This window comes from Halarcobacter mediterraneus (assembly GCF_004116625.1).
Classification (GTDB): domain Bacteria; phylum Campylobacterota; class Campylobacteria; order Campylobacterales; family Arcobacteraceae; genus Halarcobacter; species Halarcobacter mediterraneus.
This window is the reverse complement of the sequence record NZ_NXIE01000005.1, coordinates 253024-266471: the sequence shown is the minus strand read 5'-3', so window position 1 is coordinate 266471 and position 13448 is coordinate 253024. Positions and strand designations below refer to the sequence as shown.

Annotated in this window: 12 protein-coding genes; 8 read left to right on the top strand and 4 right to left on the bottom strand. The window is 29.8% G+C overall.

Going from position 1 to position 13448, the window contains the following annotated elements:
- Nucleotides 1-7 precede the first annotated feature (7 nt).
- Entirely contained in the window at nucleotides 8-1207 is a 1200-nt protein-coding gene (locus tag CP965_RS12480; RefSeq protein WP_129062452.1) for an acetate/propionate family kinase, read from the top strand.
- A 29-nt stretch (nucleotides 1208-1236) separates the two neighbouring features.
- Here the strand turns inward: CP965_RS12480 and CP965_RS12475 are convergent, their stop codons facing one another.
- From CP965_RS12475 to aroQ, 4 genes are all read right to left on the bottom strand, one after another.
- Nucleotides 1237-2520: a DEAD/DEAH box helicase gene (locus tag CP965_RS12475; RefSeq protein ID WP_129062442.1), complete on the bottom strand. Its 1284-nt coding sequence runs from the start codon at nucleotides 2518-2520 to the stop codon at nucleotides 1237-1239.
- A gap of 187 nt (nucleotides 2521-2707) precedes the next feature.
- Nucleotides 2708-3598, bottom strand: a complete 891-nt coding sequence (gene sppA, locus CP965_RS12470) for a signal peptide peptidase SppA (RefSeq protein ID WP_129062441.1) — start codon at nucleotides 3596-3598, stop codon at nucleotides 2708-2710.
- The gene (mqnF, locus tag CP965_RS12465; protein ID WP_129062440.1) at nucleotides 3591-4820 is read right to left on the bottom strand and encodes an aminofutalosine deaminase family hydrolase; all 1230 of its coding nucleotides are present in this window, start codon (nucleotides 4818-4820) and stop codon (nucleotides 3591-3593) included. The genes sppA and mqnF overlap by 8 nt, the downstream gene beginning before the upstream one ends.
- A 3-nt stretch (nucleotides 4821-4823) precedes the next feature.
- On the bottom strand, nucleotides 4824-5324 hold the full coding sequence (aroQ, locus tag CP965_RS12460) for a type II 3-dehydroquinate dehydratase (protein ID WP_129062439.1): 501 nt from the start codon (nucleotides 5322-5324) through the stop codon (nucleotides 4824-4826).
- Nucleotides 5325-5505: 181 nt separating this feature from the next.
- Here aroQ and CP965_RS12455 point away from each other — a divergent pair, with 181 nt between their 5' ends.
- The 7 genes from CP965_RS12455 (at nucleotide 5506) to lepA (ending at nucleotide 13402) form a co-directional block, all read left to right on the top strand.
- Nucleotides 5506-6531: a M24 family metallopeptidase gene (locus CP965_RS12455; RefSeq protein ID WP_129062438.1), complete on the top strand. Its 1026-nt coding sequence runs from the start codon at nucleotides 5506-5508 to the stop codon at nucleotides 6529-6531.
- Nucleotides 6532-6594: 63 nt separating this feature from the next.
- A complete protein-coding gene (gene folK, locus CP965_RS12450; RefSeq protein ID WP_129062437.1) occupies nucleotides 6595-7080 on the top strand; it encodes a 2-amino-4-hydroxy-6-hydroxymethyldihydropteridine diphosphokinase in 486 nt (161 codons plus the stop codon).
- A gap of 48 nt (nucleotides 7081-7128) precedes the next feature.
- Entirely contained in the window at nucleotides 7129-8256 is a 1128-nt protein-coding gene (gene mnmA / locus CP965_RS12445; protein ID WP_129062436.1) for a tRNA 2-thiouridine(34) synthase MnmA, read from the top strand.
- Nucleotides 8249-9292: a tRNA 2-thiouridine(34) synthase MnmA gene (mnmA, locus tag CP965_RS12440; protein WP_129062435.1), complete on the top strand. Its 1044-nt coding sequence runs from the start codon at nucleotides 8249-8251 to the stop codon at nucleotides 9290-9292. Before mnmA (CP965_RS12445) ends, mnmA (CP965_RS12440) begins: the two co-directional genes overlap by 8 nt.
- A 159-nt stretch (nucleotides 9293-9451) precedes the next feature.
- On the top strand, nucleotides 9452-10384 hold the full coding sequence (locus CP965_RS12435; protein ID WP_129062434.1) for a ribose-phosphate pyrophosphokinase: 933 nt from the start codon (nucleotides 9452-9454) through the stop codon (nucleotides 10382-10384).
- A gap of 71 nt (nucleotides 10385-10455) precedes the next feature.
- On the top strand, nucleotides 10456-11484 hold the full coding sequence (locus CP965_RS12430) for an OmpA family protein (protein WP_129062433.1): 1029 nt from the start codon (nucleotides 10456-10458) through the stop codon (nucleotides 11482-11484).
- A gap of 130 nt (nucleotides 11485-11614) precedes the next feature.
- Nucleotides 11615-13402 carry a translation elongation factor 4 gene (gene lepA, locus CP965_RS12425; RefSeq protein ID WP_129062432.1) on the top strand — a complete coding sequence of 596 codons (1788 nt, stop codon included), beginning with the start codon at nucleotides 11615-11617 and terminating at the stop codon, nucleotides 13400-13402.
- Nucleotides 13403-13448: the final 46 nt, after the last annotated feature.

Here is a 13448-nt window from a genome sequence, read left to right as displayed (position 1 = left end):
AAGATATATGTTAGTATTCATTTTAAATGCGGGAAGTTCTTCATTAAAGTATCAATTAATGAATCCAGTTATTAAGAAAGTTTTTGCATCTGGTATTTGTGAAAGAATTGGTATTGATGGTGTTTTAAAACACGAATATGGTGAAGATAAAGAGTTAGAACAACAAATAGATATGCCAACGCATAAAGAAGCTATAGAAGCTGTTTTATCTGCTTTAACAGCCGGAGAAGGTAAAGTAATTGACTCAATCAATGATATCGAAGCTATTGGACACAGAACGGTACATGGAGGAGAAGAATTTTCAGGGTCAGTATTAATTACTCCTAAAGTAGTTGAAACAATGAAAAGGTTAATTCCTTTAGCACCATTACACAATCCTGCAAATATTTTAGGTATTGAAATTTGCCAAGAACTAATGCCAGGAATTCCAAATGTTGGTGTTTTTGATACAGCATTTCACCAAACAATGCCTGATTATGCTTATATGTATGCTTTACCGTATGATCAATATACAAAACATGGTATTAGAAAATATGGATTCCATGGAACATCTCACTTCTTTGTTTCAAATGAAGCAAGGGGAATGTTAGATAAAAAACATAATACAAGAATTGTTGTTTGTCACTTAGGAAATGGTTCTTCTGTTTCTGCAGTACAAGATGGAAAATGTATTGATACTTCTATGGGATTAACTCCTGTTCAAGGTTTAATGATGGGTACTAGATCTGGTGATGTTGGTGCTGGTGCATTACAATATATGATAAGCCAAGAAGGTATTTCTATTGATGATGCATTAAATATTATGAATAAAAAATCAGGTATTTTAGGTATTTCTGGAAAATCTTCTGATTTAAGAGAAGTTTTAGATGGAATGCAAGAAGGTGATGATAGATGTAGATTAGCTGTTGATATGGTTGCTTACAATATCAAAAAATATGTTGGTTCTTATGTTGCTGCTCTTGATGGTATTGATGCTCTTTGCTTCACTGGTGGTATTGGTGAAAATGCAGCACTAATTAGAGAAAAGGTTTGTGCTGGTCTTGATGCAATGGGATTAGTTCTTGATCCAGTTAAAAATAATAAAAGATCTAAAGTAGCAAGAGATATTGCTTCTAACGGTTCTGCTGCAAGAATATTTGTTATTCCTACAAATGAAGAGTATGTTATTGCTAATGATACGTATAAAGTAGTTTCAGGAGCTAACTAATTAAGATAAGAGTAAAACTCTTATCTTTTTTAAACTCTTTGTTTTCTTCTTTCTTGATTTGATCTATCTCTTCTAGCACTTCTAGAATTATCATTATTTTTATGATTTCTACTATTTGTTTTACTTCTTCTAGAACTATTTGATAAAGTGGATTTTTTGCTTACCCTATTTAATTTTACTACTGTAAACCCTTCAATAGTTTTTATAGGAATATCTGTTTTTGTAAGTTTTTCTATATCTTTTAAAAATTGAAACTCTTCATCACAAACTAAAGATATAGCTTCTCCAATATTTCCTGCTCTACCTGTTCTTCCAATTCTATGAACATAATCTTCAGGAACATTAGGCAATTCAAAATTTATTACATGGGGAAGTTGTTCAATATCAAGCCCCCTAGCAGCAATATCCGTTGCAACTAAGACTCTTGTCTTTTTTAGTTTAAAATCTTTTAAGGCAGTTGTTCTTGCACCTTGTGATTTTCCACCATGTATAGCAAGGGAATTTATATTGTTACTATTTAAAAATTCACATAACTTATTTGCACCATGTTTTGTTCTTGTAAAAACAAGAATTTGATTCCAGTTTTGAGATGATAATAAAGAAACTAAAAGGTCTCTTTTTCTATCTTTTTTAACATAATGAACCACTTGGGAAACTTGTTTTGTCAAAGTATTGCTTCTTGCAACCTCTATTAGTTTTGGATTATCTAAAAATGATTGTGATAGTTTTTTTATCTCATTTGAAAATGTTGCAGAAAACAAAAGAGTTTGTCTATGTTTAGGGATATATGTTACAATCTTTTTAATATCGTGAATAAACCCCATATCAAGCATTCTATCCGCTTCATCAAGAACTAAAAAATCTACTTTTGATAAATCTATTGTTTTTTGTGAGATATGGTCTAATAATCTTCCTGGTGTTGCTATAACTATATCAACACCTTTTCTTAAAGTTGCTTTTTGAGGATTTATTCCAACTCCACCAAAAACTACTGCTGTTTTATAAGGAAGATATTTACAATATGCATCAATATTTTCTGCAACTTGAGAAGCTAATTCTCTTGTTGGAGTTAAAATAAGAGCTTTTATAGAGCGTTTTTTCTCATTTTTTGTTTTTTTACGATTCATTATCTCTAATAATGGAAGTGTAAATGCAGCTGTTTTACCAGTACCTGTTTGTGCAGCAGCTAAAATATCGTTTTTTTCTAATACTATAGGTATTGCTTGCTTTTGAATAGGAGTGGGTTTTGTATACCCTTGCTCTTTTATTGCTTTTAAAATATTAGGATTTAATCCTAGGTGTGAAAATGACATTAATTACCTTTTTATAATTGTTAGTAATTTAATATGAGAATATGCTAGGTTAATTAAGAAACTATTTATAATTTAGATAAAACGAAGAAAACTTAGATTATTTACTATTGTTAATGGAAGTATATCATAATATATGAAAAAAGGATAAAATTTAAAAAATTATCCAAATTTTCATAAAATTACTTTTTTAGTAAGCTTTTAAATTAGAATTAAATATTACAGAAAAATTAGTAACTGCTTCACTAATAATTCTATCAATAAACTTATCAAATTTATCTTGTTTTTTCCAAGTAGGATTTTTTACTCCTGATAATTCAATTACTCTTTTTTGAGCAAAAGTTAAAGTATTAACCTCATCAACTAAGCCAACTCTTTTTGCTTGAGATGAAGTAAAAATATGAGCATCAGCAAATTTTGTGTGGTCTTGAACTTTTAATCCCCTTGCATTAGCTACATCAGTTATAAACATATTGTATGTATCATTTATAACTTTTTCTAACTCTTCCTTCTCATAATCAGCCCAAGCTCTTGTTGGTGTTCCTGACTCTTTAAACTTCCCTGCTTTTACAGTTTGAGTTTTAACTCCAATTTTATCCATTAACTCTTCTAAGTTAGTTCCTTGAAAGATAACGCCAATAGAACCAACCATACTTCCAGGATTTGCAATAATCTCTTTTGCCCAAATTGAAGAATAATAACTTCCACTAGCCATAATACCACTTGCATAAGCTACAACTGGCTTTAAAGCATTTAACTCTTTAATTGCATAAGCAATTTCAACAGATGGAGCAACAGCACCCCCTGGAGAGTTTACATCAAGTAATACTCCCTTGATATTATTATTCTTTTTAGCTTCATTGATTTGAGCTAAAATTTTTTGTGAATCTAAAATAGGACCAAATAGTTCTATTTTTTGTAGATTTGCACTTTCAAAACTTCCTTCATTTATATTTGCTTCATTTGAAGTTGATACAAAGTAATAAACAATTGTTAAAAAAACTATTGTTTTAAAATATTTTGTAATAAAATCTAAAATAGCAATAATAGGATAAAAAAGTTTTTTAAAAAAATTAAGCATTTTTTCCTCCAATATATACTTTATTCACAAACTTAGTGTGTAATATAAGGTTCATACATAAATCCTCTTCATCTTTGATAGTATCTGGTAAATTAATTGCTATGATATCTGAATCTTTGTCTTTTGCTAACTGTCCTTTTTGTAAACCTAAAGCTTTAGCACCATTTACTGTTGCAGCTTTAAGTAGGCTTTTAGAAAAAGAGATTGGATTTTTATGTGTATGTATCATTAAACAATTTCTTAATTCATCAAACATTGATAAAGAGTTATTTGAACTAAGTCCATCTGTACCAATTGTAAATGGCACTTTAAAATCAATTAATCTATCTATATCTAGCTTTGTGTTATTTAATAATCTATTTGAAGTCACACAATGATTTACAAAAGCATTAAGCTCTTTTATTTTCTCTAAATCATCAATACTAGTTTCAACACAATGAGTAAACGATAGATTATCTATATCTTTAAATTGATTTAAAAACTCCATTGGTTTTGTAACACTTTTTTCTTGCCCTAAGAAATTCTTGAAAAATTCTAAAAAACCACCTTCATCACGGTGTAACCACTCAAACTCTTCTGGTGATTCTAAAAAGTGAGAACTAACTGCTAACTTCTCTTCTCTTGCAAGATTTAAAGCTTCTCTTACTAAAAATGGATGTACTGAATATGGTGAGTGTATTGCAATTGCTGGAATAAAACTTTTACTTTCATTCTTTTTTGCACTATTTAATCTTGCTTTAAAATCTGCAAACAAGTTATCTATCATATCAGCTTTACTTCCTATTACTTCTGTAAAAAATACAGTATTTATAGGAGAGTTTAAACATGGTTCTATATCAAGTGAATATGAAGAGATAGCTCCAATTGTAGTAGTACCACTTTTTAACATTTTAGATAACTTTTTAGAGATAAGTTTACTTGTAGCTTTTTCAACTAACTCTTCTCTAGATGCAATAACAGAGTTTAGCCATTGCATAAAGTTTCCATACTTTAAAGTAGTTGCATTTGAAGAAAACTCTAAATGAACATGAGAGTTTATAAGTCCTGGCATTAAAACTGAGTTTTCGCCTAAAAACTCAATTTCAATTCCTGTGTACTTATTTTCAATGTACTCTTTAGTACCCACATCAATAATTTTTTCATCAAAAACTATAGCACCATCTTTTATGATGGTACTATCTTCATTGCAAGTTATTATCCATGAGGCACTTAGAATTTTCATTGATTACTTCTCTTCTACTTGTGCTTGAGCTTTAGCTGCTGCTTCTTGTTGTGCTTGATGAGCTGCTTTAACTTCTGAAATAATTTGAGTTAAAGAGATAAGTCCTAAGTGGTAAGAAAATGGACCAAATCCTGTGATAACACCAGTTGATGCACCTGCAGTAATTGATTTTTGTCTAAACTCTTCTCTTTTATAAATATTTGAAATATGTACTTCTACAGTTGGAAGATTTACTGCACTTAGTGCATCTTTAATAGCAATTGATGTGTGAGAAAATGCTGCTGGATTAATTAAAATACCATCAACTGTACCTAAACACTCTTGAATTCTATCTACGATTTCACCCTCTAAGTTTGATTGAAAAAACTCTAATTCAACATCATTTTGTGCTGCACTAGCTTTCATTTGTTCATGAATTTGATCTAAAGACATAGGACCATAAATATGTTGTTCTCTAACACCTAACATATTTAAATTTGGACCTTGAATAACTGCAATTTTCATATTATAATTCCTTTTAAATAGTCCCATTTAAAAGGGACCTTTTTAATTTAATAACTACTTTTTAACAGCAGATCAAAGATCTACTTAAAAGTAGCAAAACTCTAAAGAGAGCAATTAATTGCTCTTTTGTATGAATTTTGGGTAAGATTATATTTAAAATTTAGTTAATGAAAGATGAATTATGAAAAATTATTTATTATTAAATGAAAACGCCATCTACTATGAGTGTGGTTTTTCTTGTGACAATGTAATATTTATAAAACTAGAAAAAGACAGCTTTTTTATTACAGATGCTAGATATACAATAGAAGCACAAGAATATGCGCAAAATTGTCAAGTTATTGAAAGCTCTGATTTAGTTAAAGATGCACAAAAAATATTAAAAAAATCAAAAATCAAAAAAATAGTTTTTGACCCGAGTGATTTCACATATTCTTTATACCAAAAACTAACAAATAATTTAAAAATTGAGTTTATTCAAAGGGAAAACTTCTCAAAATTAAAAAGAATAATCAAAACTGAGGAAGAGATTGAGTTCCTAAAAAAAGCTTCAATGATAGGGAAAAAAGGTTTCAAAGAATTAGCAAAATATATTAGAAAAAATGGCTTTAAACAAGAAGAAAACTTTTTACACTTTAAAGCAATAGAAAAGATGTCTAAAGTTGGAAATTATGATTTAAGTTTTGACCCTATTGTTGCAATAAATGAAAATGCTGCAAAACCACATGCACTGCCAACTAAAAAGAAACTAAAGTTAAATGATTTACTTCTTGTAGATGCTGGAGTAAAATATAAAAGATATTGTTCTGACAGAACTTGTACGGCAAGTGTTAATTTTGAAACTTTTAATTTCAAAAGAGAACAACAATTTAAAAATAAAAAAGAACAAAAAATTTATGACTTAGTATATAAAGCTCAACTTAATGCTATTTCTAAAGCAAGAGTTGGAATGAAAGCTAGTGAAATTGACAAACTTACTAGAGATGTAATCGAAAAAGCAGGTTACGGAAAATATTTCGTGCATAGTACAGGACATGGTGTAGGACTTGATATACATGAGTTCCCAAATATCAATAGTAGGTCTGATGTAATTATTGAAGATAACATGGTATTTACTATAGAACCAGGGATTTATCTTCCAAATAAATTTGGAGTTAGAATTGAAGATACAGTTGTTATGAAAAATGGAAAAGCAGAAATTCTGTAGATTTAAATATTAAAAAAATAAATCTTAACTAAGTTAATAGGTTTTATATTTTAAAAGGAAATTATGAAAAAAATATTATCAAAAGAACTAACACTTTTTTATTCTGCAAACTTTCCAAAAGTTTTTAAAACTGTTACAAATAAAAAATATCTTGTAACAATAGGTATTGGGGGAAATATAGGAGATACAAAGAAGTTATTTAATAAGTTAATCTTATCTTTAAATCAAAATACAAAATTTGATTTACTTATGACTTCTCCTCTACTTTTAAATCCTCCATTTGGATACTTAAATCAAAAACCATTTTTAAATGGTATAATATTACTTAAAACTAATCTAGCACCGAATGAATTTTTAAAACATACGCAAAGATTAGAGAAAAGATTTGGAAGAAAGCGGTCCTTTCAAGATGCGCCTAGAACCTTAGATATTGATATAATATTTTTTGATAATAAGAAAATAAATACCAAAAAACTTATTATCCCTCACAAAGACTGGGCAAATAGAGAATCAGTGATTATTCCTTTAAAACTTATGAATAAATTATAAAATGAAATATATAGTTCTTTTAAAAAGGAACTTTTTAAAGGTAAATAAATGATGGAACAAAATGAAATCCTACAAACAGGCAAAAAAAAAGTAGTTGTTGGAATGTCAGGGGGTGTTGACTCTTCTGTTACAGCATTACTATTAAAACAACAAGGCTATGATGTAGTAGGCTTATTTATGAGAAATTGGGAATATGGAATCAAAGGTAGCCAATGTCCTAATAGAATAGAGTTTGAAGATGCAAAAAAAGTTGGTGAATTAATAGGTATTGAAGTAAAAGGTAAAGACTTTGTAGAAGAGTATAGAACAAAAGTTTTTGATGTATTTTTAGAAGGTTTAAAAAAAGGTCTTACTCCAAACCCTGATATTCTTTGTAATCGAGAGATTAAATTCAATGTATTTTTAAATGAAGCTAAAAAAATGGGTGCTGATATGATAGCAACTGGTCATTATGCAAAAATAGCTCATTATAAAGACCATTATGTATTAGATACACCAAAAGATAGTTCAAAAGACCAATCATATTTCTTACATGCTCTTTCAAGTGAACAACTAAGTCATGCTATGTTTCCCCTTGGTGATTTAACTAAAACGGAAGTTAGAGAAATAGCAAGAGAACACAATTTGCCTGTTAGTGATAAAAAAGATAGTACAGGTATTTGTTTTATTGGTAACCAAAGATTTGATGATTTTATTACTCAACATTTAAAAGCAATTCCTGGAGACATGATAGATGAGAATGGAAAAGTTTTAGGAAAACACAAAGGTCTTATTTGTTACACACTAGGTCAAAGAAAAGGTATTGGACTTGGTGGAATTAAAGGACTTGAAGGTGAAAATAATACTCACAAATCATGGTATGCTGCAAAGAAAAATATCGAAGATAATACTTTAACAGTAGTTCAAGATACAAATCATCCTTTACTTATGAGCCAAACAGTCGAAGCTTCTCATATGCACTGGGTACTAGAAGCTGCACCAAAAGTTGGTGCTAAATTAGTAGCTCAAATAAGATATAGACAACAAAAGCAAGCTTGTACAGTAGTAGAAGTAAAGGATGATAAAGTTTTAGTTAAATTTGACAAACCACAAAGGGCTGTAACATTAGGACAAAGTCTTGTTTTATATGATGGTCAATATTGCCTTGGTGGTGGATTTATAAGTGATTATGAATAAATCAAATAAAAAAGTAATGGTAGGCATGAGTGGAGGAATTGATTCTTCAGTTACAGCCTACATGTTACAAAAAGAAGGCTTCATAGTTGAAGGAGTTTATTTAAAACTTCACAATAGAACTGATGGTTATCATGAAAATAATCTTGGTTTTATTAAAGATGTAGCAAAGTTCTTAAATATCAAGTACCATGTATTAGATTTAACCGATAAATTTGAAGAAGAAGTATATGACTATTTTGTTGATTCTTATTTAGAAGGTACTACACCAAACCCTTGTGTAAAATGTAATAGACAGATTAAATTTGGAGCAATGCTTGATTTTGCAAAAGAACATAATGCCTCATATTTAGCAACAGGTCATTATGCAAAAACAGATGGAAAGTTTATTTATGCAGCTGATGATGATACAAAAGACCAAAGTTATTTCTTATCACAAGTTGATAAAGAAGCCTTACCTTATATGATGTTTCCTTTAAGCACTTATAAAAAAGAGGATATCATTAAACTTGGTGCAAAGCTTGATGTAGCTTATAAAAAGATAACTGAGAAAAATGAATCCCAAGAGATTTGTTTTGTTGAAACAGTTTATACTGATGTTGTAAAAAGACATGCAAATATTGACATTCCTGGAAAAGTACTAGATGAAAAAGGAAATATTGTAGGAGAGCATAAAGGTTATATGCACTATACAATTGGAAAAAGAAGAGGCTTTACAGTTCATGGAGCCCAAGAACCTCATTTTGTAACAAAACTAAATCCTAAAGACAATACAATTATTGTAGGTAAAAAACAAGCTTTAGAAGTAAATCATGTAAAAGTTGAAAACTTAAATATGTTTATTGAACAAAAAGAGTTTGACTGTACTGTAAAGCTAAGATATAGATCAGTTTCTATTCCTTGTAAAGTAACAATAGAAGACAATAAAGCCAAAATTGCTTTAAAAGAACCTGCATTTGGTGTTGCTGCTGGACAGTTAGCTGTTTTCTATGAAGATGATAAAGTTCTTGGAAGTGCTTGGATTAAATCTTCTTCATAATTAAAAACTAAGAGTTTTAGCTCTTAGTTACTACTTTACTCTACTTATATAATCAGGTATATTATTCTATAATTCTAATATTTACTCTACGTAAATTCAATATAAGAACAATTTGGGTAAAATCACACAATAATACTTACTACACATAAGGAAAATCTAATGTCAAAATATAAGCTTTTTAGTGGTACTGCTAACCCTGAATTTGCTAAAAAAGTTGGGAAATACCTAAACGTTGAAGTTGGAGAAGCTTCAATTAACAAATTTAGTGATGGAGAAATCTCTGTACAAATTAAAGAGAGTGTTAGAGGACAAGACGTATTTATTGTTCAACCAACATGTGCTCCAACAAATGACCACTTAATGGAACTTTTAATTATGATTGATGCATTAAAAAGAAGTAGTGCTGCTTCTATTTCTGCTGTTATACCATATTATGGATATGCTAGACAAGATAGAAAAGCTGCTCCTAGAGTTCCAATTTCAGCAAAATTAGTTGCAGATATGTTAGAAGCTGCTGGAATTGATAGAATGATTACTATTGATTTACACGCTGCACAAATTCAAGGTTTCTTTAATATTCCAGTTGACAACTTATATGGTTCTGTTTTATTTGTTAGCCACTTAAGAAGTAAAAATCTTAAAAACCCAATTATTGCAAGTCCAGATATTGGAGGAGTTGCAAGAGCAAGATCATATGCTGATAAATTAGGATATGACTTAGTAATCGTTGATAAAAAAAGAGAAAAAGCAAATGTTGCTGAAGTAATGAATATTATCGGGGATGTAGAAGGTAAAGATGTTATCTTAGTAGATGACATGGTTGATACAGCAGGAACCCTTGTAAAAGCAGCTGAAGTTTTAAAAAGTAAAGGTGCAACTTCAGTAATGGCTTGTTGTACTCATGGAGTATTATCAGGACCAGCTTTTGATAGAATAAATGCAGGGACATTAGATGAGCTTATAATTTCTGACACTATTCCTATGCATGGGAAAAGCGATAAAATAACTGTTCTTAGTGCTACAAAAATTATTGGTGAGACAATTAGAAGAATCACTCATAACGAATCAGTAAATTCTATATTTATTGATTAATTAGGCCGTCAAATAAATAAATTTTTAATTTATTATTTGATATTATAAAATAAACAATAAGGATATATAATATGAAAAAGATTTTAATTTCTTCAGCACTTTGTGCTTCTATGCTGTTTGCAGCAAATAGTGATTATAAATATGAAATTACACCTATGATAGGTGGAAATATTGCAGAGGGAAATCTTAACTTAGATGATGACCATTACCCAATTGGAGGTATTAGTTTTGGTGTAAATATTGATGATTCAATGTTTGATCAAATTGAAGTGGGAATTTTAAATTCTTTAGGAAATGTTGATTATGAAAATAGTAGTGAAGATACTAATATTACTAGATTATTCAATAACTACATCAAAGACTTTGAACTTACTGATTCAACTTCACTTTATGCTTTAGTTGGTTATGGTTTAGAGCATTTTGATACTGAAAGATTTGGAAATGAAACTTCACTATTTGGAAACTATGGTATTGGTTTAAAATATAAAATTTCTGAAAGTATGTCTTTAAAAACTGATATTAGACATTTAGTAAATACTCATGATAGAGATAATAACTTAATCTATACAGTAGGTCTTTCTATTCCTTTTGGAAAAAAAGCGGCACCTGCACCAGTAGTAAAAGAAGAGCCAAAACCTGAACCAGTTGTAGAAAGAAAACTAGTTGAAAAACCAGTTGATACAGATGGAGATGGAGTAATTGACTCACTTGATAAATGTCCTGACACTCCAAAAGGTGATATTGTTGATCAACATGGATGTTCTTTAAAAGCTAATTTAAATATTAATTTTGAATTTGATAGTGCTAGAATTAATAACTCATATGAATCAAAAATCAAAAAATTTGCTGATTTTATGAAAGCATTCCCATCTGTAAAAGGTAAAATTGAGGCTCATACTGACTCAGTTGGAACAGAAGAATACAATCAAAAATTATCTGAAAGAAGAGCTGCTGCTGCTGTTAAAGCTTTAGAAGCATACGGAATTGATAAATCAAGACTTAACTCAACTGGTTATGGTGAGTCAAAACCTAAAGCTACAAATGAAACAGCTGAAGGAAGAGCCCAAAACAGAAGAGTTGAAGGTTCAATTCAAAGATAATTTCTCTTAAAGTATAGGTCTTTTCCTATACTTTAACTTCTTAAATTAAAAACTTAACTACTAACTAACAAAACTTTAGATATAATCGCGAAATTTAATATATAAATACTTCAATTATAGGAATTTAATTTTGCAAAAAAATATTAGAAACTTTAGTATTATTGCCCATATAGACCATGGTAAATCTACACTTGCTGATAGAATTATCCAAGAGTGTGGAGCTGTTACAGATAGAGAATTATCTTCACAGATGATGGATACTATGGATATTGAGCAAGAACGTGGTATTACTATTAAGGCTCAAAGTGTAAGATTAAAATATATCAAAGATGAGCAAGAGTATGTCTTAAACCTTATTGACACTCCTGGTCACGTTGACTTTTCATATGAAGTAAGTAGATCTTTAGCTTCATCTGAAGGTGCTTTACTTATTGTTGACTCAACACAAGGTGTTGAAGCTCAAACTATTGCTAACGTTTATATTGCCTTAGACAATGATTTAGAACTACTACCAGTTGTAAATAAAATTGATTTACCAAGTGCTGACCCTATGAGAGTTTTAGAAGAGACGGAAGAAGCAATTGGTCTTGACTGTACAGAACATAATCTAATCTCTGCGAAAACTGGTCTTGGAGTAAAAGACTTAATTGATTCAATAGTTGATAGAGTACCAGCACCTCAAGGTGATGAAGATGCACCAACAAAAGCACTTATCTATGACTCATGGTTTGATAACTACCTTGGAGCTTTAGCCCTTGTAAGAGTTTATGAAGGAAGTATCAAAAAAGGTCAAGTACTTAAGATGATGAATACAAAAGTTGAACACCCAGTTTTAGACTTAATGTATCCTCATCCTATAAAAAGAGAAAAAACAAAAGAGATTGAAACAGGTGAAATTGGTATTGTAGTACTTGGACTTAAAACTCTTGATGGAATTGCAGTTGGGGATACAATGACTGATGCGAAAAACCCAACAGCAGAAGCTATTGATGGATTTGAACCTGCAAAACCTTTTGTATTTGCAGGACTATATCCAATAGAAACAGATAAGTTTGAAGACTTAAGAGAAGCTTTAACTAAGCTTCAGTTAAATGACTCTTCTATCTCTTTTGAACCAGAAAGTTCTGCTGCACTTGGAAGTGGATTTAGAGCTGGTTTTTTGGGTATGCTTCATATGGAAGTAATTAAAGAAAGATTAGAAAGAGAGTTTAACCTTGACCTTATTGCAACTGCTCCAACAGTTGTATATGAAGTTCTTAAAACAGATGGAGAAAGAGTTGAAATTCAAAATCCATCAGAACTTCCTGAGCCAAATTATATTGAAACTATTTTTGAGCCCTATGTAAAAGCTACAATCTTAGTTCCTGATGAATTCTTAGGTAATGTAATTAAACTTCTTAATGATAAAAGAGGTATTCAAATAAAAATGGATTACTTAGGTAAAAGAGTTTTACTTGAATATGATATTCCTATGAATGAAATTGTAATGGATTTTTATGATAAGTTAAAATCTACTACTAAAGGTTATGCTTCATTTGATTATGAACCTGTAGAGTTTAGACCAGGTAACCTTAAAAAACTTGATGTTAGAGTTGCAGGTGAAATTGTTGATGCACTTTCTATTATTGTTCCTGAAGAAAAAGCAGTTTCAAGAGGTAGAGAATTTATTAAAGCACTTAAAGAATTAATTCCAAGACAACTTTTTGAAGTTGCAGTTCAAGCAAGTATTGGTAATACTATTATTGCTAGGGAAACAGTTAAATCTATGGGTAAAAATGTTACTGCTAAATGTTATGGTGGTGATATTACAAGAAAAAGAAAACTTTTAGAAAAACAAAAAGCTGGTAAGAAAAGAATGAAAGCTATTGGTAAAGTAAATGTACCTCAAGAAGCTTTTATGGCTGTTTTAAAAATTTAAATTTATCTACTAAATGAAGTTATAAAAGATATCTTTTATAACTTCT